At 55.3% G+C, this 21,870-nt stretch carries 15 protein-coding genes; 11 read left to right on the forward strand and 4 right to left on the reverse strand.

Going from position 1 to position 21,870, the window contains the following annotated elements:
• The first annotated feature begins 2 nt into the window (after nt 1-2).
• On the forward strand, nt 3-1,700 hold the full coding sequence (locus NH461_RS05290; protein WP_261602208.1) for a pilus assembly protein TadG-related protein: 1,698 nt from the start codon (nt 3-5) through the stop codon (nt 1,698-1,700).
• Nucleotides 1,701-1,761: 61 nt separating this feature from the next.
• Here NH461_RS05290 and NH461_RS05295 read toward each other — a convergent pair whose 3' ends face one another.
• A complete protein-coding gene (locus NH461_RS05295) occupies nt 1,762-4,470 on the reverse strand; it encodes a nitrate reductase (RefSeq protein ID WP_261602209.1) in 2,709 nt (902 codons plus the stop codon).
• A 542-nt stretch (nt 4,471-5,012) separates the two neighbouring features.
• Here NH461_RS05295 and cobA point away from each other — a divergent pair.
• The 6 genes from cobA to yiaY all read left to right on the forward strand — a co-directional run bounded on the left by cobA (nt 5,013) and on the right by yiaY (nt 14,171).
• On the forward strand, nt 5,013-5,993 hold the full coding sequence (cobA, locus tag NH461_RS05300) for a uroporphyrinogen-III C-methyltransferase (protein WP_261602210.1): 981 nt from the start codon (nt 5,013-5,015) through the stop codon (nt 5,991-5,993).
• A 77-nt stretch (nt 5,994-6,070) separates the two neighbouring features.
• Entirely contained in the window at nt 6,071-8,611 is a 2,541-nt protein-coding gene (gene nirB, locus NH461_RS05305; protein ID WP_261602211.1) for a nitrite reductase large subunit NirB, read from the forward strand.
• 11 nt (nt 8,612-8,622) lie between these two features.
• Complete coding sequence (gene nirD / locus NH461_RS05310; protein WP_261602212.1) at nt 8,623-8,952, forward strand: nitrite reductase small subunit NirD; 330 nt, start codon at nt 8,623-8,625, stop codon at nt 8,950-8,952.
• 295 nt (nt 8,953-9,247) lie between these two features.
• Nucleotides 9,248-10,717 carry a NarK family nitrate/nitrite MFS transporter gene (locus tag NH461_RS05315; protein WP_261602213.1) on the forward strand — a complete coding sequence of 490 codons (1,470 nt, stop codon included), beginning with the start codon at nt 9,248-9,250 and terminating at the stop codon, nt 10,715-10,717.
• A 158-nt stretch (nt 10,718-10,875) separates the two neighbouring features.
• A complete protein-coding gene (locus NH461_RS05320) occupies nt 10,876-12,648 on the forward strand; it encodes a bifunctional protein-serine/threonine kinase/phosphatase (protein WP_261602214.1) in 1,773 nt (590 codons plus the stop codon).
• A 374-nt stretch (nt 12,649-13,022) separates the two neighbouring features.
• Nucleotides 13,023-14,171, forward strand: a complete 1,149-nt coding sequence (yiaY, locus tag NH461_RS05325) for an L-threonine dehydrogenase (RefSeq protein WP_261602215.1) — start codon at nt 13,023-13,025, stop codon at nt 14,169-14,171.
• Nucleotides 14,172-14,300: 129 nt separating this feature from the next.
• Here the strand turns inward: yiaY and NH461_RS05330 are convergent, their stop codons facing one another.
• The 3 genes from NH461_RS05330 to cls form a co-directional block, all read right to left on the reverse strand.
• Nucleotides 14,301-15,482, reverse strand: coding sequence for a GGDEF domain-containing protein (locus NH461_RS05330; RefSeq protein ID WP_261602216.1), 1,182 nt, complete (start codon nt 15,480-15,482; stop codon nt 14,301-14,303).
• A gap of 17 nt (nt 15,483-15,499) precedes the next feature.
• Complete coding sequence (locus NH461_RS05335; RefSeq protein ID WP_261602217.1) at nt 15,500-15,931, reverse strand: oxidoreductase; 432 nt, start codon at nt 15,929-15,931, stop codon at nt 15,500-15,502.
• A 373-nt stretch (nt 15,932-16,304) separates the two neighbouring features.
• On the reverse strand, nt 16,305-17,762 hold the full coding sequence (gene cls, locus NH461_RS05340; RefSeq protein ID WP_261602218.1) for a cardiolipin synthase: 1,458 nt from the start codon (nt 17,760-17,762) through the stop codon (nt 16,305-16,307).
• 358 nt (nt 17,763-18,120) lie between these two features.
• Between cls and NH461_RS05345 the strand changes: the two genes are divergently transcribed.
• The 4 genes from NH461_RS05345 (at nt 18,121) to NH461_RS05360 (ending at nt 21,829) form a co-directional block, all read left to right on the forward strand.
• Nucleotides 18,121-19,455: a sodium-dependent transporter gene (locus NH461_RS05345; RefSeq protein ID WP_261602219.1), complete on the forward strand. Its 1,335-nt coding sequence runs from the start codon at nt 18,121-18,123 to the stop codon at nt 19,453-19,455.
• Nucleotides 19,456-19,634: 179 nt separating this feature from the next.
• Nucleotides 19,635-20,321, forward strand: coding sequence for a TIGR01621 family pseudouridine synthase (locus NH461_RS05350; RefSeq protein ID WP_261602220.1), 687 nt, complete (start codon nt 19,635-19,637; stop codon nt 20,319-20,321).
• 170 nt (nt 20,322-20,491) lie between these two features.
• Entirely contained in the window at nt 20,492-20,698 is a 207-nt protein-coding gene (locus NH461_RS05355; RefSeq protein ID WP_261602221.1) for a hypothetical protein, read from the forward strand.
• A gap of 159 nt (nt 20,699-20,857) precedes the next feature.
• Nucleotides 20,858-21,829 (forward strand): class I SAM-dependent methyltransferase, encoded by a 972-nt coding sequence (locus NH461_RS05360; RefSeq protein ID WP_261602222.1) that lies wholly within the window; start codon nt 20,858-20,860, stop codon nt 21,827-21,829.
• The last annotated feature ends 41 nt before the right edge of the window (nt 21,830-21,870 follow it).

Raw genomic sequence — 21,870 nt, forward strand, 5'->3', positions numbered from 1 at the left:
TCATGTGCCGGTGCTCGCATGCTGGTCGGTCTCGGCGCCAGCACGGGGCGGCGGGGATCAGCCTGATGACTCTGACGGTGGCGATGGCGGCGTTTCTGGCCCTGGCCATCGATACCGGGCGGCTGTTTATGGAAAAACGGCGCCTGCAGCAGCAGGCGGATCTGGCCGCGTTAAGCCTGGGACGGTACGGGTGTTATATCGATGGTGCCAATGATCAGGCGGCTCTTATTGCTCGGGTGAAAGAAAACCTGGCGGCGAATGGTTTTGATCCCGATGAGAATGATTACGAGCTGACCTTCGGGACCGCTGCGATTAATGCAGAGGAAAACCAATGGGAATTTTCCGTCGATGAATTAGAGAGCCAAACTCAAAGTGCGGCTAAGGTGAGGATCAACAAAACGGTCCCAGCCAGCCTGCTTTCAACCGGAGAGACGGTGACACTGGGAGCAGCGGCAAACGTTTTTAAACGCACCCGGGTTGAATTTGGGGTGGGGACAACATTGGTTGATGTTAACTTGCTTGATTTGATGCTGGAGGATATTGCTGGGGTCGAGCTAACGGCGGCTTCATATCAAGCACTGGTTGATGCTCGCATTGGGTTGGGGGGGATCATTCAAGGCTTTGAGAAGGTGGCACCGCTCGAGGGTGAAGCTGTGAGTACGCAACTCGATACGGTTATCTCGATTGATGATCTGATCTCCGTCCTGAATTTGGTTTTTGGTTTTACGTCACCTGTGACGAATGTTCTTGACCCGTTGAAAATTAGTGCCGGGGCGTTGGAATTTATGCTTTCAGATTTCCTCAAAGTTTCTGATGAGCTGGATGAGACGCAGGTGTTGGCGACGAAAGTATCTGCTTATGATTTGTTATCTGCCGCCTTACTGGCAGTTGTTCAAAGAGAAGATCAACGTGTAGGGGTCAACTCGGTGATCGCTGAATTAGGCAGTCTAGATGTCTTGTCGTTGGTGACTTTAGATGCTTCATTAAAAGTTGTCGAGCCGCCACAATTTGAATTCGGGGAATTACCTGCGGCACATGGCGGAGATCTTGTACCTACGGTAAGAACAGCGCAAACGGAGTTGCTGGTACAAATTGAACTGTTAGGGGGAGCATGGCAGACTTTACTTAAAACGCTTGGGCTTGGGCTAATAAATATTGAACTGGATGGAATAGGGATCCAGGTAGCTGCAGCCGAAGCTGAGACTCAGCTTCTGGATGTTACTGGTTGTAACTGGAATAACGGCGAAGCGGTTTCGTTTGAATTTGCTTCTAAACCGTCCTTGGCAACGGTAAAGATTGGCGATAAAGAGGATATTTCTCAGCCATTTGGTTTGGGCGTGAAGTTATTGCTCATTCCAATTACTCAGGTCGATATATCGGCAAATTTATCGCCAGCATCTTGTTCTGACTTTATTTCTCATAGTGGTCAATTAGATTCTGAAGCTGATTTACCTCAGCTAGTAAGTCAGGTGACGTTAGGTACGGATTGTCAGTTGTCAGGCATTCAAAGTGATGACTTGACCATATCTCCATTAGGAGGCGTGAGTGAGGTCCTGCTTGGAAGTTTAGTTGCAGATATATTGAATCCAGTGTTGCAACTGGTTATTGGCCCAGTGCTGACGAATCTTGGAATTGTGACTGGCCAAGCCGATGTTTTCGTCTCCTCGTTTGAAATCGAAGGCGGTAATTTGATGAAATAAAGCGTGGCGAAAGCGCGCCTTTCGCCACGCCTTAATCATGAGCAACGACTGACCACGTTTGTCATTGACGTGTCTCCTCCTGAACAGTCTCAATCAACAGCTGGATCTCTCCCGTACAACTGCCGCAGCCGGTGCCGGCCTGGGTGCAGGCACTCACTTCAGCCACTGAGGTCAGTTGTTGCGCCCGGATCGCCGTACAGAGAGTATTTTTCCCAACCTGTTTACAGGCACACACTGTTTTGCCGCCCGCCAGTTTGCCTTCGAGCTGACCGGAAATCAGCGCACGTTCAATGCTGTCATCCAGCGGCTCGCTGAGCAGCGGATAGAGCCATTCTATGTCGTGTTGTCGCAGGTTGTCCGCGACCAGCACATAAGATTCCAATTGGCGTTGCGCAATCAACGCGTGTCGGTAGAGGCCGTTGGCGCTGCTGAAACTCAGCTGTCGGCCCGGATGGTTTGTAGTGTGCGTGAGCCGGGCGAACAAGGCATCCGGCTGCGCTTCACTGGCAAGGCGATAGAGGTAGCCCTGGTTGACCGTCTGACGGCTCCAGTAGGCACAGTCGTTCAACAGCTCCGGTGGTAGCGGGCGGCCGGTCAGTACAACGGCTTCACTGCTATAGGCAAGGGGCGCAACCGCGACCGGAGTAAATTTGAATTCCGGTTGGCCAGACAGCGAATCGGTTTGCGGGCCAATCAGTTGGCAGACCTTCCCGGCACTGGCGGTGGTCTGGTTCCAGTGGATCGGGACAAACACGTCACCGGCCCGAACGCTGCGACTGAGGCTCACCCGGGCGGTGACTTCGCCGTAGCGGCTGGTGATCCGGGCCAGTTGTCCGGAGGTGAGGGGGTGACAGGTCGCATCGTCAGGATGGAGCGTCACACAGGGCTCCGGCGTATGTTCGCCCAGCCGTGGGGAGAGGCCGGTCCGGGTCATGGTGTGCCATTGATCGCGGATCCGCCCTGAGTTGAGCACCAGCGGGTAGGCCAGGCTGATTTGGTTTCGCGGCGGCTGGTATTTGACCGCGATAAACTGCGCCTTGCCGGATGGTGTGGCAAACAGCCCATCGGCAAACAGGCGCTTGGAAATCGGCGTCTCCGACGTTGAGGCTGGTTGATCGAGAACCGGCCATTGCTGAGGCGCGAGTTGGTGGTACTGTTCGGACGTCAGGTTGGTCAAGCCGGACAAATTGAGTAGCCGCCGCGCCGGGCTGGCGGCTGTGGTGTTGCCTAGCGTAGTCATGCGGCTGTACTCGCGGAAAATATCGGCTTCATGGCGATAATCAAACGCGTGGCCGAATCCCATTCTTTTCGCGACCTCGCTGATGATCCACCAGTCGGGTTTGCCGTCGCCCGGCGTCGGCAGCAGGCGGCGCTGGCGGGAAATTCGTCGCTCTGAGTTGGTGACGGTGCCGGATTTTTCGCTCCAGCCTTGAGCCGGGAGCAAGACATCAGCCAGCCGGGTGGTATCGGTGTCGGCGATGCAATCAGACACCACCACGAACGGACACTTCGCCAGTGCCCGTTGGATGGTCTCGCTATCGGGCAGGCTGACCGCCGGGTTCGTCGCCATGATCCACACCGCTTTCACGCGGCCGCTGTCGATGGCATCGAACAGGTCGATGGCCTTGAGGCCGGGTGATCGCGCCAGCGTGTCCGTCTGCCAGAAGTCACGAACCAGCTGAGCCTGGGTCTCGTTGCCAAACTCCATATGTGCCGCCAGCGTGTTGGCCAGCCCGCCGACTTCACGGCCGCCCATGGCGTTGGGCTGACCGGTGACTGAGAAAGGCCCGCAGCCGGGCTTGCCGAACCGGCCGGTCGCCAGATGGCAGTTGAGCAAACTGTTCACCTTGTCGGTACCCTGGCTGGATTGATTCACCCCTTGCGAATAGACCGTGACCACCTTGTCGGTTTCGGCAAACCACTTGAAGAAGGTGGTGAGCTGTTGGCGGTCGATCCCGGTGATCGTCGCCAGGGTGCGAAGATCTTCGGCGTCTCGGCGGGCACTGGCCAACGCCATCTCAAAGCCTTCGGTGTGATCAGCGATAAAGGCTGGATCCAGGTGCTGATGTTGAGCCAAGTAAGCCAGCAGCCCATTGAACAACGCCACATCACTGCCCGGTTGAAGTGCCAGGTGCAGATCGGCGATTTCACAACTGGGAGTGGCGCGGGGATCGATGACGATCACCTTCAGCTCAGGCCGCACTGTTTTTGCGGCTTTCAAGCGTTGATAAAGCACCGGGTGGCACCAGGCGAGGTTCGAGCCGGTCAGGATCACCAAATCCGCCAGCTCCAGATCCGCATAGCAGCCGGGCACGCAGTCGGCACCAAAGGCGCGCTTATGGCCGGCGACGCTGGAGGACATACAGAGCCGGGAGTTGGTGTCGATATTCCCACTGCCGATAAACCCTTTCATCAGCTTATTGGCGACGTAATAGTCTTCGGTCAGCAGCTGTCCTGAGACATAGAACGCCACCGATTCCGGCCCGTGTTGCGCGATCGCCTCGCGGAACCGGCTGGCAACCGTATCCAGTGCCTGCGCCCAGTCACATTGTGCTCCCGCAATCGATGGGTGCAGCAGTCGTCCCTGGTGACCGACGGTCTCGCCGAGTGCCAGACCTTTGGAGCACAGCCGACCAAAGTTGGCGGGATGGCTCTGATCGCCCCGGATCTCCAGCGCGCCGTCGCGTGTCGGTCGGGCTTCTATGCCACAGCCCACACCACAGTAGGCGCAGGTCGTTTTCGTCCATGTATTTTGTGTTGTCGTGCTCAATGTCTCCCTCCTGAGCCGAAAACAGCTCTCAGTGGCTCGCCGCCATCACGGTATGAATGGCAGAGAATGTGCGAATGACGGAGCAGACTTCATCCGAAGCCATTTCCCGGCGAGCAAAATGTATGTTGAGAAACAACACAGCAATAAGTAAGCCAAATCTTCGGGTGTGCGCCGTGCCACAGAAAACGCCAGGGATCCCTGAATCCAGGATAAAAGGCTGCTGCAGGTGGCATGTCTGCCGGATAGAAGTAGTGAATTTAACTATTCATACCTCTAAGGTGGTATGCTTGGTGGTGTTTGATGTTATAAAAATGAATAAATCCGTGCATTATTCTGGTGTGCTGTGCACCAAGAGAGGGAGTTGTCTTGGCTGAGCCGGATCAGGTGACACGGTGACGAACACATGTGAATACAGGAAAATATTCTTTTTAATCAATTGCTTAATTTTATTATTGTTGGCTGTTCTATCAGTTGGCACTCTCCTTGCTCCGACAGCTTCAAATGTCTACAGCACGTACAGGGACCGTACGTAAGGATGAACGATGCCACACACATCTACGCCAGCGCCAGCGCCAGTATCAGCAACATCTACATCTGCAACTGCAACAGCAACCGCAAGTGCGTCAGAAATCGTGCGCCTGAACGCAGCCAATGCCCGAACGCCTGCCGGGCGGGTGAGTCTGGTCGGTGCCGGGCCGGGAGATCCGGATCTGCTGACTGTGAAAGCGCTGCGCACCATGCAGCAAGCCGATGTGATTGTTTATGACCGGCTGGTCAGCCCGGCCATCCGGGCCCTGTTTCCGATCGGCACCCCCACCATTTATGTCGGCAAAGCCAAGCATCAGCACAGCGTGCCGCAACAGGAGATCAATGCCTTGTTGATTGCCAAAGCCCGGCAGGGGCTCGATATCTGCCGGCTCAAAGGCGGGGATGCCTTTGTCTTCGGCCGCGGTGGGGAAGAGATGCTTGAGCTGCATCAGGCGGGGATTGAGACCTGCCTGGTGCCGGGGATCACCGCCGCTTCGGGCTGTACCAGTTATGCCGGGATCCCGCTCACCCACCGCGGTCTGGCGCAGGGCTGTACCTTTGTTACCGCCCATGCGGAGAAAGAGCTCGACCTCAACTGGACCGCGCTTGCCCGGCTCGATCATACCCTGGTGTTTTATATGGGCCTGACCAAAGCCGGCCTCATCGCCGGGGAGCTTACCCGGGTCGGAATGAGTGCCGCGACCCCGGTGGCGCTGATTGAAAATGGCTGCTGCCCGCAGCAGCGGGTGATTCAGGGCAGCTTAGCGGAATTGGAGACCCTGGTCAGTCGCCATCAGGTGCAGTCACCGGCTCTGATTGTGGTCGGTCAGGTGGTGTCTTTGGCTGAGCAACTGCAGTGGTTTCAGACCGCAATTGCCACCCAGGAAACAGTCGCTACCCAGGAAACAGTTGCTACCCGGGAAATAACCGCCACCCAGAAGACAGTCCTGGTCGCAGACAGCAGCGTGCAGACAGCGCTCAAGCGCGTCGGCTGACTGCCTGAGGCCACCAGATTACAGATAAGTGCAGCAATTATAGTCGTACACAGAGATTAGAACAGTGAGGAAGTGATATGAGAAAACAGCGGATTGTCGTGGTCGGCAACGGCATGGTGGGACACCGGTTTATTGACGATTTACTCCAGCGTGACGAGCGCGATCAGTTTGAGGTGATCACCTTTTCCGACGAGCCGCGACTGGCATATGACCGGGTCCAGCTCAGCAAATACTTCAGTGGCACCCCTGCCCGGGAGCTGGCGCTGACCGATGAGGCGTATTACCGCGAGCACGGGGTAATGTATGTGTTGAATGAGCAAGTGACGGCGATTGATCACGCGGGGCGCCAGGTGGTGACCGCCAGTGGCCGGGTCGAGTCGTATGACAAGTTGGTGCTGGCCACCGGGTCATATCCGTTTGTGCCGCCGATCCCCGGTCATGATCAGGCGCATTGTCATGTATATCGCACCATTGAAGATCTTGAAGCGATTGAAGCCTCCGGTCGTCACAGTCAGGTCGGCGTGGTGGTTGGTGGCGGTTTGCTCGGCCTGGAAGCGGCCAATGCCCTGAAAAACCTCGGGTTGCAAACCCATGTGGTGGAGTTTGCGCCGCGTCTGATGGCGGTGCAGCTGGATCAGGGTGGTGGTCAGTTGCTGTCGCGAAAAATTGAGTCACTGGGCGTGAGCGTGCATACCGAAAAAGCGACCACCGAGATTGTTGCCGGTGAGCAGTGCCGCTATCGGATGAACTTTGCTGACGGGAGCCATCTGGAAACGGACATGATTGTGTTCTCAGCCGGGATCCGGCCGCAGGATGCGCTGGCTCGCGAGAGCGGTCTGGCGGTCGGCGAGCGGGGCGGTATTGTGATTGATGATCACTGTCGGACCAGCGAGCCGGATATCTATGCCATTGGCGAATGTGCGCTGTGGCAGGAGAAAATTTTCGGCCTGGTTGCGCCGGGATATCAGATGGCCAAAGTGACGGTCTCGCACCTGTGCGGTGACGGGCAGGCAGCCTTCGCCGGTGCGGACATGAGTACCAAGCTGAAGCTGCTGGGCGTGGATGTCGCCAGTATCGGTGATGCCCACGGCACCACGCCGGGCGCGCAGTCCTATACCTTCCATGATGAGATCGAGCAGGTGTATAAGCGCCTGGTGGTGTCGGAAGACGGCCAGCGCCTGCTGGGTGCGGTGCTGGTCGGGGATGCCGAGGCTTACAGCAAGCTGCTGCAACTGAAGCTCAATGACCTGCCGTTGCCGGACAACCCGGCGGTGTTGTTACTGCCGCCGATTGGGGAAGGCGAGGGTGGCGGGGCGATGGGGGTTGAAGCCCTGCCAGACAGCGCGCAGATCTGCTCCTGTTTTGATGTCACCAAAGCCGATATCAAACAGGCGGTTGCGGCCGGTTGCACCGATATGGCCGCCCTGAAGGCCAGCACCAATGCTTCTACCGGCTGCGGCGGCTGCTCGGCACTGGCCAAGCAGGTGTTGGATGCCGAACTGGCCAGCCTGGGATATGAAGTCAACAACCATGTCTGTGAGCATTTTGCTTATTCGCGCCAGGAGCTGGCTGATATCGTCCGGGTGAAACAGATCAAAACCTTTGATGCGCTGCTGGCGCAATACGGTCAGGGGCTGGGGTGTGATGTCTGCAAGCCGACAGTGGGATCTATTTTAGCGTCGTTCTGGAATGATTACGTGCTCGACGAGCAGCACATCGGCCTGCAGGACACCAACGATATCTTCCTCGGCAACATGCAAAAAGACGGCACCTACTCTGTCGTGCCCCGGGTGGCGGGCGGGGAGATCACCCCGGAGAAACTGATTGTGCTGGGGGAAGTGGCCAAAGAGTTTGACCTCTACACCAAGATCACCGGAGGACAGCGGATCGACCTGTTCGGGGCGCAGCTGCATGAACTGCCGCTGATCTGGCGTCGGTTGATTGCTGCCGGCTTTGAAACCGGTCATGCCTACGGGAAATCGGTGCGGACGGTGAAGTCCTGTGTCGGCAGTACCTGGTGTCGGTACGGGGTGAAAGACAGTGTCGGTTACGCCATTGATCTGGAGCATCGTTACAAAGGCCTCCGGGCGCCGCATAAACTCAAGTTTGCGGTCTCCGGTTGTACCCGTGAATGTGCCGAGGCGCAGTCCAAGGATATCGGGGTGATTGCAACGGAAAATGGCTGGAACCTGTATGTTTGCGGCAATGGCGGGATGCGACCGCGTCACGCCGACCTGTTTGCTTCGGATCTCGATGATGCCACCTTAATCGCTTATGTCGATCGGATCCTGATGTTCTACATCCGCACCGCCGATCGCTTGCAGCGGACGTCGGTCTGGCTGGAAAACCTCGAAGGCGGACTGGATTATCTCAAGCAGGTGGTGATCGAGGATAAGTTGGGCATCGTCGGCGAGCTGGAACGCGACATGGCCTATAACCTCAGTCAGTACCAGTGTGAATGGAAAACCACCCTGGCATCGCCGCAGAAACTCAAGCGATTCCAGCACTTTGTCAACAGTGCGGAGCCTGATCGCCAGCTCAGCTATGTACTGGAACGGGGTCAGCGGCAGCCGGTCCTGCGTGGTGAGCGGATTGAAATTGTCAATGTGACGGAATAGGAGGAAACGAGATGGAACAGTGGCAAACCGTATGTCAGCAAAGTGATTTGATCCAGGATACCGGGATCTGCGCCCTGCTGAATCATGAGCAGGTGGCGATTTTTTTCTGTCGTCACAGTCAGCAGCTCTATGCGCTGTCGAATTACGATCCGATTGGCCAGGCCAATGTGATGTCGCGAGGCATCATCGGCTCACTGGGCGATCAGAAAGTGGTGGCTTCCCCGCTCTATAAACAGCACTTCAGCCTGCACAGTGGCGAGTGCCTGGAAGCCCCTGAATATCGTTTAAAAACCTATGATGTCCGGCTCAGTCAGGGGAAGGTGCAACTACGGGAAAATTGATTCTTTTAATATTTTGATTAGAAAGGAGCTGGTAAAGCTCCTTTTTTTGTCACTTCATTTAAAAATACCACTTTGTGGTTATATTTGGTGTTTTTAAAAAAAAACATCAAACGGTCCAATATTAGGCGCTTGATGTGAATATTGGTGCGTCATTGCACTGGATTGATGAGTTGGTTGTCTTTAAGTTGGATTATATTTGAGCTTTTTCTATTATGCTATTGTTTTAAATCACATTTTAAAGTTGGCACAGCAGATGCAATGAACCTATCAGTCAGTCAACTAAGGAAGTGACCCCATGACAGATAAGTTCAATCTATTGTCCTTTACCGGCAAGATGAAGATCCTTCATTTAAGCTGGTTTGCGTTTTTCATCACCTTTGTGGTGTGGTTCAACTTTGCGCCTTTGCTGCAGTCGGTGAAGGAATCCCTGGGCCTGACCACTGCCGAGGTAAAGACCTTACTGATTTTGAACGTCGCCTTTACGATCCCGGCCCGGGTGATCATCGGGATGCTGACCGATAAATATGGTCCGCGGCGGGTGTATTCGGCGTTACTGGCCATCTGCGCCATTCCCTGTTTTGTCTTTGCCTTTGCCGATAACTTTGTCCAGGCGGCGATGGCCCGTTTTGCCCTTGGTCTGATTGGGGCTGGGTTTGTGGTAGGGATCCGGTTGGTGTCGGAATGGTTCCCGCACAATGAACTCGGCACCGCAGAAGGGATTTACGGCGGCTGGGGGAACTTCGGCTCAGCCGCTGCGGCGTTTACGCTGCCGACCCTGGCGGTGATGTTCGGCGGGGAAGATGGCTGGCGTTATGCGATGGCGATCACCGGGGCCATGAGCCTGATCTTCTCCTATATCTTCTATATCAATGTCACCGACACGCCCAAGGGCGCGACTTATTTCAAGCCCAAGAATTTGGGAGCAATGGAAGTCACCTCAAAAGGCGATTTTTTCCTGCTGCTGGTGATGAAACTGCCGATGTACGGCGCCCTGGCGCTGCTGGCGTGGAAACTCTCGCCGACCGGGATCGGCATGTTGAGCGACAGCCTGGTGAACGGGATTTATGTGCTGCTCAGCGTGTTGTATCTGTATGAAGTGCAGAAAACCTGGACAGTGAACCGGAACGTGTTTCAGGCGCCGGTGCCGGAAATTCATCAGTACAAGTTCAAGCAGGTGGCGATTTTAAATGTGCTTTATTTTGCCACCTTCGGCTCGGAGCTGGCGGTGGTGTCGATGCTGCCGCTGTTTTTCTCGGAGACCTTTGAGCTCACGCCGGTGGTTGCCGGGATGGTGGCCTCGGCGTATGCCTTTATGAACCTGATGTCGCGTCCGGGCGGGGGCTGGATTTCGGACAAATTCGGCCGCAAACCGACCTTGCTGATCCTGACCGCCGGCCTGGCAGCCGGGTATTTCCTGATGGGTCAGGTCGACGGCAGCTGGCCGGTCTGGCTGGCGGTGGCTGCGGCGATGGCCTGCTCCTTCTTTGTCCAGTCCGGAGAAGGCGCGGTCTTTGCCACGGTGCCGCTGATCAAGCGTCGCATGACCGGCCAGATCGCCGGGATGACCGGGGCCTACGGCAATGTGGGGGCGGTCTGTTACCTGACGATTCTCTCGTTCGTTGATTACAGCACTTTCTTCTATGTGATTGCGGCCACGGCAGTGATCGGGTTTGTCACCCTGCTGATGATGGAAGAGCCGTCCGGCCAGATTGCTGAAATCAACGAAGACGGCAGTGTGACCTTGATTGATGTGGCGAAAAGTTAGATCAGGGACAGCGCGTGGCGGCCGGGTGAGTGTACCTGGCCGCCTGAAACAGTATTGCCCGCGGATCGCCTTTGCGGTTCGTGCTGGCGGTTGGTACAGGCAGTTCGTACAGACGGTTTGGCCTGGGATCAAAACGGGATCAAAAAGGGAGAGCAGGGATGGTGATGACTATGGCAGCCGACACGCAGCAAGCGCAGCAGCTCGGCTTACGGGTAACCTGTGGCGGGTTTTCCAGTGCCGGGTGCCGGGAGGTCAATCAGGATGCATTTGCTCTGTACCAGCCGCCGCGGCCGCAGGTGCTGAAACATCACGGCGTTGTCGCCTGTATTGCCGATGGCGTCAGTTGCAGCGCCCGCGGTCAGCAGGCCAGCCATACTTGCGTGACCCAGTTTATTGAAGACTATTACAGTACCCCGGCAAGCTGGACCGTGCGTCAGGCCGCGGCCAAGGTGCTGACCGGGCTCAACCGCTGGCTGTATCATCATGGTCAGCACAGCGAGTTGCGCCACAACGGGCTGGTGACCACTTTCAGTAGTGTGGTGATTAAGTCCAATACCGCCCATGTGATCCATGTCGGCGATAGTCGGGTGTACCGGTTTCGTCAGGGAAGGTTGGAACAACTGACCCGGGATCATTGCCGACGCCAGGGCGGTGATCAGCACTTGCTCCTGCGGGCGCTGGGGATGGACAGTAAACTGGAGGTCGATTATTACCCGGAGCCGCTGGTGGTGGGGGATGTGCTACTGCTGAGCACCGACGGCCTGCACGACTGGCTGTCGCCTTCGCAGCTGGAAGTGTTGCTGACCGGCACCGATGTTTTGACCCAGTCCGAGCTGGAAGCGCTGGCCCGGAACATTTTGCAACGTGCCCGGGCGCAGGGGAGTGATGATAACCTGACCTGCTTGCTAATACGGATCGATGCGCTGCCGGAGCAAACCCTGGCGGAAGCCAGCCGGGCCCTGACTGCGCGGGTGATCCCGCCGGTGTTGGCGGAAGGACAGCGGTTGGATCACTACCAGATCCGCCGGGTGCTCCATAGCGGCACCCGCAGCCATGTTTACCTGGCGCGTAGCGATCTGGATCAGCAGGACTATGTCCTCAAATGTCCGTCACCAAACTTTGCTGAGGACTTGGGCTATCTGCAGGGGTTTGCCCGGGAAGGCTGGGTTGGCCGGCAGTTCAGTCATCCGTCAGTGATGAAGATCCACCCGTCGGCAGCGTCGTCACCCTTCCTCTATCATGTCTGTGATTTTGTTCCGGGGATCACCCTACGCCAGTGGATGCTGGACCATCCATCACCCCGCCTGTCGCAGGTGCGGGCCATCGCGGCAGAGCTCATCAAACCGATCCGCTATTTTCAGCGCATGGGCATGGTGCACCGGGATATCAAACCGGAAAACCTGATCCTGACCGACGACGGACGGGTCGTCTGTATCGACTTCGGTACGGCCCAGGTGGCCGGGCTTGAAGAGATCCACCAGGTGCTGACCGAGGAAATCCCGGTCGGGGCGACGGATTATATCGCGCCGGAATATTTTGCCGGGAACCGCGCGACATCGCTGTCCGATCTTTATTCTGTCAGTGTCATCCTCTATGAAATGCTGACCGGCCAGTTGCCGTATGCGTCGGTATCGCCGGTGTTTGATCCGCAGTTTAAGCGCCATTACCACTATCGCTCTGTGCTGAGCTCCCGCCCGGATTTACCGGTCTGGTTGGATCTGGTATTGAAAAAAGCCTGTCACCCGGCGCCAGAAGCGCGCTACCAGGTGATGTCGGAAATGCTTCAGGACTTGTCAGCCTCGAACCCACAATTGCTGAATACCCTCAAGCGCGCCCCGTTGCTCCAGCGCAATCCTTTGCGGTTCTGGCAGGGGGTGAGTTGGCTCTTGGCCATCCTCGTGCTGGTGGAGAGCTGGTTACTGTTGCGGTAGCGAAATGAACGCAACTGATTGTGTATTCGGTTTCATCCGGATGGTCGGGTGGGGCCCGGCCTGATAGGGAATGGGCCGTGTCATCAACTCCCTTTGTTTGATGACAGAGAGAAATAGTCTGTTTCCACCCATCAACGCTAAGATAATGTTTTTCTTAGTAAAAGGTGACTCAATTCAAATAAACACTGCAAAGACATCAGACCTCTTCAATAAATTGTCCGAGATCAATTTGTTGCACATTAGAACAGTGTTAGATATGCGCATCTGGACCGGATACCCCGAACGGGGTACGGGTGACTTGTTGGCTGGTGACAGGTTTGATGCCTGAAGTGGCACCTTACGCCGGAAGCAATACATAATAATGGAGCATATTGATGAGTAGTGCATTTTTTATCCCGACTGTAAACCTGATGGGTGCGGACTGTCTGACTGAAGCCGCTGATGCGATTCGTGCACATGGATTCAAAAAAGCGTTGATCGTCACTGACCGTATTCTGAACGATATCGGTATGGTCAAGCAGGTGGCCGATCTGCTGGCTGAGCGTGATGTTGCCTCGGTTGTATTTGACGGCACGCAGCCGAACCCGACCATTGGTAATGTCGAAGCGGGCCTGGCACTGCTGAAAGACAACGGTTGTGATTTCGTGATTTCTCTGGGTGGCGGCTCACCGCACGATTGTGCGAAGGGGATTGCACTGGTTGCTTCGAATGGCGGCAAAATTGCCGACTACGAAGGGGTGGATCGCTCTGCCAAGCCTCAGCTGCCGTTAATTGCCATTAATACCACTGCCGGCACGGCGTCTGAAATGACTCGCTTCTGTATCATTACCGACGAAGCGCGCCACATCAAAATGGCCATTGTCGACAAGAACACCACGCCGCTGATGTCGGTCAACGATCCGAAACTGATGCTGGCGAAACCGGCTTCGCTGACCGCTGCGACCGGGATGGACGCCCTGACGCATGCGATTGAAGCTTACGTTTCGACTGCGGCGACGCCGATCACCGATGCGGTTGCGATTAAAGCGATTGAACTGATCCAGGCGCACCTGCGTACGGCTGTGAAAGACGGTCAGAACCTGGAAGCGCGTGAACAAATGGCCTATGCCCAGTTCATGGCCGGGATGGCGTTCAACAACGCATCACTGGGTTATGTGCATGCGATGGCGCACCAGCTGGGTGGTTTCTATGATCTGCCACACGGTGTGTGTAATGCCGTCCTGTTGCCGCACGTTCAGCGTTACAACGCCCAGGTTTGTCCGGCGCGTCTGCGTGATGTTGCCAAAGCCATGGGTGTGGATGTCACTGAGATGACGGCTGAGCAAGGTGCGGAAGCGGCGCTGGTTGCAATTCAGGCGCTGTCTCAGGATGTGGGTATCCCTGCTGGCCTGGAAGTGCTGGGCGTGAAAGCGGACGATTTCCCGGTCCTGGCTGATAATGCGCTGAAAGATGCGTGTGGCCTGACTAACCCGAAACAAGCGACACATGAAGAAATTACCGCGATCTTCGCTGCGGCGATGTGATCCGGTCACCGGTAACGGGGTGCGCTGAAACGCCTCCGTGTTCTAAAAAGACCATCGCTTGTCCCAGCGGCCCCGTCAGATGACGGGGCCGCTTTTTTGGGTTTGAGGTTTCATCAATCGATGTCGGATTTAGTGAGCCAGATCGGAGGTAGGTGACGGTGAGTTTTCATCTTTGGTGATCTTCGCTGTTTCCGGGGAGGCGGGTTGGAAAAACCGTAGGCCGTCTTTACCGCTTTGCTTGACCTCATACATGGCAAAGTCAGCTTGCCTTAAGACTTCAGAAATGGAATGAGCGCCGCCGGGAAACTGGCTGACCCCGATGCTGGCGGAAATGTCATGTTTCTCTCCGGCATAGCGGGCTGGTCGGCGAAACACGGCGGCCAGCTGTTCAGGGATACAGGTGGCATGGTGGCAGGCACCGGTGGGCCCGCAAAGTTCGATCACGGCAAATTCATCACCGCCCATCCGGGCTGCGAAATAGTGCTGGCAACTGAGCCGGGACAGGCGGGTTGCCACGACTTTGAGCAACTCGTCCCCGGCATGGTGGCCCAGGGTATCATTGATGGTTTTAAAGCCATCGAGATCGATCAGATAAAAGGTAAACGGCTGGTTGAACTCTGTCAGTTCGCGCAGTTTATGGTTGAGCCACAGGCGGTTATGGATCCCGGTCAGGGAGTCATTCATCGCCAGAAAGTGATGGGTTCGCGATTCCCGCAATAAGACATACGCCATCAGGCTGCCCATCAGGAAGGTTGAAAACAGCAGAAACTGAATTAACTGTTCGATTTGCGTGATGGCCTGGATCCGGTGACTCATGTCACCACTGGTCAACCTGAATTTTTCGTTCAGGAAGGCAACCAGGCTTTCGAAATCTGCGCGTATGTAATGAACCACCGGCTCAAAATTTCCACTGACCGGCAGGTTGAGCAATTGGGCCTCAATCGCCTGAATTTGCTCAAACCGGGCGGTGAATTCGGGAATTAAGCCGTTGAATTGGCTCAGGTGAACTACCAGGTCATTATGGGTAATGGTGTTGAATCGGCTCCACAGAATTTCATATTGAACCATCATGTCAGCATGGCTGGTGTTACCGAACTGATAGTTTTGCAGCTGGTAGATAAATTCCGAATATTCCTTGGTGAGCTGCAGAATAAACCAGATGGCTTCATTCTGGCTCATCGAGACAACATTGGCGTTGTCTTTGAGATGATGCACGGCGATCAGCGTACTCAAGATCAAAGCCGGGGTCAGTAGATACAGAGCCCGTTTGATCCAGTTTCCCGAGCGGGGAATGTGCTCACATCGAAACATCGGTCACACTCCTTGTGTTATTCCGTCGTAATGGTTTCCAGTTGCCAGACCATTTTGCCCAGGCTTTTCCGTTGATTCAGTTCCGGGAATTGATCGAGTGAGAAAATCAGCCAGTAGGGGCCATAGTCGCGAATGCGCAGCCATTGGTTATCCTTGCGGGTCGCGACGATGGGCTCATATTTCTGAATGTGCTCCCAAGTGACGGTTGCGGTGTAATCATTCAGTGCTTTGAGGTGAATGGTTTGGGGGTGTAGCTTGTAAGTGGCTAATAATGTGGTGAGTTTGACCCCGGTAAACACGGCCTTGCCCTCGAGCCAGGGCAGGTGTGTGGTGATTGTCGTTTGCGGTAATTGTTCTAGCTGCTGGCGGGATAACGTGGTGTTGACTGGTGTACCGGCCGTATTGTTTCCCTGGAGTGTCAGCGTCGTTTCATACCCGTGAGCGTGCATTGATGTTGAAGTTAATAAAAATATTAGTAACAACGTTCGATAAAAAAATGACAATCTTGCGGACATCCTGAAACCCCATCGTGAAGATTGAAAATACAAATTGTATTTATAAGGGAACTGCTATATTCAGCCGATTGATTAACATTGTCATTACATCACACATGTGAGGACATCTGTATAGTGTAGTTGTATATATATGTAAATAAGGAATTTGTCGGTGTGAGCGCAGCCGCAGAATGCAAGACGTTCACTGACTTTTCATGAAGGGCTCGTCATTTTCTGGGTGGGTTGACGCATTTGATTAGCTTTTTTTGAGCTAAAATGCGCCAACTTTAGTGGAAAATTTTTTCTCTTGCTCAGCCACGCGGTGCCGTCAGAGCAGCGGGCTGAACATATAGAAAAATTGCTCGAGTAGTTTCTGGAACACCGGGCGTTTTTCCCATTCCTTGAGCCGCATATAGCTTGAGTCCTGAATATAGTCCTGCTGAAGCTGGCTGAGCTGACGGGTAAAGGCCGGGTTATCAATGGTCAGGGTGACCTCAAAGTTCAGCCGCAGGCTGCGCATATCGAGGTTGACCGTACCGATCAGGCAGTGGCTAGCATCAATCACCACGGACTTGGTGTGCAGCAGGCCGCCATGGAAGCGGTGAATGTGAACCCCGGCGGAGAGCAGCTCGGTAAAAAATGAGCGGCTGGCCCATTCCACCATGATTGAATCGTTCTTGTCCGGGATCACAATATGGACATCAACGCCCCGCTGGCTGGCACTGATCAGCGCATGGTGCAAGTGCTCGCTCGGAATAAAATAAGGCGTAGTGATCACAATGCTGTGGCGCGCCTGATAGATACTGAGCAACAGCGCCTGGTGGATGATTTCGTCTGGCATCCCCGGACCGGACGGGATCACCTGGATCATGTCCGAATCATGGTCCGGCAGATTCGGCGAACACTGAGGCAGGGGCGGCAAATAACGCTGGCCGGTTTCCACTTCCCAATCCCAGGCCTGAATGCCGCTCAGGACGGCAACGGCCGGACCGGTGACCCGGACCATCACATCAATCCATTGGCCGACGCCGGCATCGGTTTTGAAATACTCGGGATCGACCAGATTCATCGAGCCGGTGTAGGCGATCTGGTTGTCGATCACAATGATTTTGCGGTGCTGGCGCAAATCGAGCCGACGGAGGAACATCCGAAGCGGCGACACGGCCAGCGCCTCGACCACTTCAATTCCGGCCTGACGCATCAGCTTGGGCCAGTAGCTCCGGAAAAATCGCATACTGCCGGCGGAATCAAGCAGCAACCGCACGGAGACCCCGCGTTTGGCCGCCATGATGAGCGCCGTCGCCACTTCATCGGCCAAGCCGCCCGGATGCCAGATGTAGAATTCCAGCTGGACGGCGTCCCGGGCCTGATTGATGTCTTCGACCAGCGAGCGCAGGATCTGCTTGGGACTGTTTTGCAGGCTTAGGGTATTGCCGGAAAGAGCCGGGATCCCCAGGCGGTTTTCGCACAGTTCGCTGATCGGGCTTGCGTGGGTGCTGATGGATTGGGGCTGGTGGCCGGGACAATCATTCAGGCTGCGGAACCAAACCCCAAAAGGCTGGAACATTTCCCGGGCTCGCTCGGCGCGCTTTTTTCCCAGGTTCAGCTCACCAAACAACAAATAGGCGATGACCCCGCCAATCGGGATGATGTAAATGATCATCAGCCAGGCCAGTGAGACACCGACTACCCGGCGCTTAAACACGATCCGCAGTGTGACCGCAGCGACCGCCAGCCAGTAGAGGAGGACACCAGCCAACGCGAGTGCTTGGTAAAATTGTTCCATGTAAGTGTTTTATCAGCCAAATTTGGAGTTCATATGAAGCTTATTTTGCATTGAATCGGCCAGAATGCCAGTGGAATTGCCAAATGGTGCGGTTGAAGGGGATGACGAAATGCCTGTTCCGTATAAAACGGTCAAAAATGACGCTTATTTGCTCAAAAAAACGGCAAAGACAGGAAAAGGTTAGTGATAGATCAAAAATTTATACTGCGGTCCTGACATTTTATTCTTTTACTGATTTACTTGCCAATATTGAGGGTGTGACAGATACTTCTAATCTGTACAAAATATTTTACACTATTGGCAACACAACTTATTGAAACAACAAGAACGACGATTGTTTAAGCAAAAGAGAAGCGGTATGGCAAGTGGATCAAGAGCGCATTTCAGTTCACGTCTCGGTTTTATTCTGGCAGCAGCCGGCTCTGCGGTCGGGCTCGGGAATATTTGGGGCTTTCCGACACAGGCGGCCAGTAACGGCGGAGCGGTGTTTTTATTCGTTTATCTGATCATGGTGTTTGCCCTGGCCTATCCCTTGCTGGTGGCCGAGCTGACGATTGGTCGATACGGCAATGCCAACCCGATTAAATCGCTGCGGGCGGTCTGGCCGCAGCAACGGGGGATCGCCACGCTGATGGGGATTGCCGGGATGATTGCGGTGTCGATGATCCTCAGTTTTTACGCCATTGTGGCCGGCTGGTTGTTCGGCTTTCTGGTGGGACCGGTGCTGGATGCGATCGGCATGACGCAGGCGGCTGACTGGCTGGAATCGTTCAGTGCCAGCCGGAATCTGGTGCTGATGATCGGCTTTATGCTGTTGACCATTTTAGTGGTGCGCAACGGTGTTGCGAACGGGATCGAGCGCTGGTCGACCCGGCTGATGCCGGTCCTGCTGGTGCTGTTTGTGGTGATGGTCGGTTATATCCTGACCCAGCCGGGGGCAATGGACGGCCTGAAGATGTTCCTGGTGCCGGATCCGTCCCATTTCAGCCCGAAGCTGGTGGTCAGTGCCATGGGGCAGGCCTTCTTCTCCTTGTCATTGGGCGTTTGCTCCATGATGGTGTACGGCTCTTATATCCAGAAAGATGTGAATTTGCCGAAAACGGCTGCTCAGGTGGCACTGCTGGATACCTCAGTGGCCTTTATTGCGGGGTTGCTGATCCTGCCGGCCATGTTCGTTGCCCAGCATAACGGCGTGGAAATCTACAGTGAGACCGGCGCGCTGCTGTCTTCCGATACCCTGGTGTTCAGTGTGCTGCCGGCGATGTTTGAGACCATGGGCGGAGCCGGACTGTTTATCGGGGTGCTCTTTTTTGTCCTGATGGTGATTGCCGCACTGACGTCGTCAATTTCGATGCTCGAAGTCCCGGTGTCATGTGCCACGGAAGAGCTCAAACAAGATCGGAAAGTTGCGGTGTGGTGGATCGGCGGCTTGATCACCCTGTTCTCAGCCCTGATCGTGTTTAACTTCGGTGAGTTGTTCGGGTTGGTGATTTCCCTGACCACGGAATACGCCCAGCCGATCCTGGGGATGATGTTCGCCCTGCTGGTGGGGTGGGTCTGGAAGCGTGACAAAGTGCTGCAGGAGATCCGCGAAGGGTATCCTGAGCTGGAGCAGGGCCTGTTCTGGAAAATCTGGCCCTGGTATGTCCGGGTGGTGTGCCCCATCCTGATGCTGATGGTGTTCTTCGCCTAGGTCCTGTACCGATTTCAGAAAGCTCGGCCGCGCGAAACTTCATCGCAAGCCCGTTTCAAGCCGCCTGTGGGGATGTCCTATAGGCGGCTTTTTGATCCGGGTACCACACAAGAGCTGCCATCGCGTGAGGAAGCGTTTATACTGCGCCCCCTGTTTTTATTTCGTGATGGTGGTTGGGCATGTTCACCCTGGTTTATCAAGATCCTGATTTTTTGGTTATCAATAAGCACCCGGGGGTGAGTGTGCATAAAGATGATAACGAACAGCCGCTGCTGGCTGCCGTCGCGGCGCAGACTGGGGATCAACAACTGTATCTGATCCACCGTTTGGACAAGATGACTTCCGGATTATTGCTGCTGGGGCGGCACCGTCAGGCGGCATCTGAACTGTCGGCCTGTTTTGCCGAGCGCCGGGTGGAGAAATTCTATCTGGCAATTGGCAGCAAAAAACCGAAGAAAAAGCAGGGCGTGGTGATGGGCGATATGACCCGCTCCCGGCGCAGCAGTTGGAAACTGGAGAGCAGCAAAACCAATCCGGCGGTAACGCAGTTCTTTTCGACCGCGGCGGGAGAGGGGCGTCGTTTGTTCCTGTGTAAGCCGTATACCGGCAAGACCCATCAGATCCGGGTGGTGCTGCGCAGTGTTGGCTCCGGGATCACCGGCGATGACATTTATGGCAACGAGGCGGCCGATCGCGGCTATCTTCATGCCTATGCGCTGCGGTTTACTTATCAGGGAACGCCGCGCCAGTTCATCTGCCCGCCAACACCGGGGACATTGTGGCAGTCGCCTGAAGTGCAGTCGGCACTCCTGGCATGGTCAGCGCCCTGGACTTTAAGCTGGCCGAAAGTGGCGCTGAAATCCTAGGACACTGCAACCCGAGGAACTGACTGCAAAACAACCTATTGATCCACAGAAATAGGTATAACTTGAAATAATTGGTGCTAAGTGGTTGTAATTCAGCCAATGTCGGTTATTTTCCAGAGGCAGATCACATAAAATGGCGTCCTGGGATTTCACCTAGACTGAGGAACATCATGCGCCTGACCCGCTCCGCATCGCACCGCCTGAGACTGAAAAAGAAAAAATCGATTTCGCGATTCTGGGGGCTGGCATCCTTGCGGCGCAGCCGGCAAAAAATGACGTTCCGCGTCAAACGCCAGCAGCAGGCGCGCGTCCATGCCGAATATGTGGTGTTGGCCACCCATCGTCAGGCGGAAGAGCAGTTTAAGCTCGTCGCCTGAATCACCGCCTGAGTTACACCAGAACGGCCCACCGTCATCCCTCGCTGATTGGGTGGGCATCCTTCATAACGTTTCTTGCCTAAATGTCCTTCCCAGACGAGCATTTCACGCTGGCTTCGGTATAAAATAACGCCCTTCTTTCACTAAGCCTGATCAATTATGGAACTAAGTGCGCTCGCGACGCTGGAACAACACCTGCTCAATCAACTGACAACACCACCAACAGAAGTCCGGCGGCTCTTTCATGGCCGTGGCCGTTGCTGGCCGGGACTGGAGCAACTGACGGTTGACTGGCTGTCCGGTCAGGTCTTGGTGTCCCTCTTTAAGGAGCCGGATGAGGCTTTTCTGACGGCGCTGACTGGCCAACTGACGGCATTGACCAACACGCCGGTGTGGCAAAAGAGCGGGGCTGTGTCGCTGCTGCTGCAACACCGGGATCGTCCGGGCGCGCCGATGGACGTCCTGTGGGGCGAGCATCAGGAATATCAGCAGGTGGTTGAAAACGGGCTGGCGTTCAAACTGGATTTGGGCCGCAAACAAAATAATGGTCTGTTCCTGGATATGCGTTTGGGTCGGGACTGGGTTAAACGCCACGGGGAAGGGAAGCGGGTGCTGAACCTGTTCGCCTACACCTGCGGGTTTTCGGTGGCGGCCATTGCCGGTGGCGCGACCCATGTGGTGAACCTGGATATGGCCAAATCCGCCCTGAGCCGCGGGCGGGAGAACCATCACCTCAACCAACATGATTTGAGCCAGGTGAGCTTTCTCGGCCATGAGTTGTTCAAATCCTGGGGCAAGGTGCGCAAGCTGGGGCCGTATGATCTGATCATTATCGATCCGCCATCGTTCCAGAAAGGCAGTTTTGCCCTGACCAAGGATTATCAGAAAATTTTGCGCCGGTTGCCGGAGCTGTTGACTGAGCAGGGCCAGGTACTTGCCTGCGTCAATGATCCGGCTGTTTCCTCCCGCTTCCTGATTGACGGCATGGCTGCAGAAGCGCCGGAGCTGACATTTGTCGAGCGTCTGGAAAATCCACCTGAGTTTCGCGATATTGAGCCGGAAGGGGGACTTAAGGTGCTGCGTTTTACGCGCGATCAGGCGCATGGCCAGGCATACGGCGAAGCACAATAGGGCACGGATAAAAAAACCGCCTGGCAATGCCGGCGGTTTTT

Origin of the sequence: Photobacterium sp. TY1-4, assembly GCF_025398175.1 — a bacterium.
Classification (GTDB): domain Bacteria; phylum Pseudomonadota; class Gammaproteobacteria; order Enterobacterales; family Vibrionaceae; genus Photobacterium.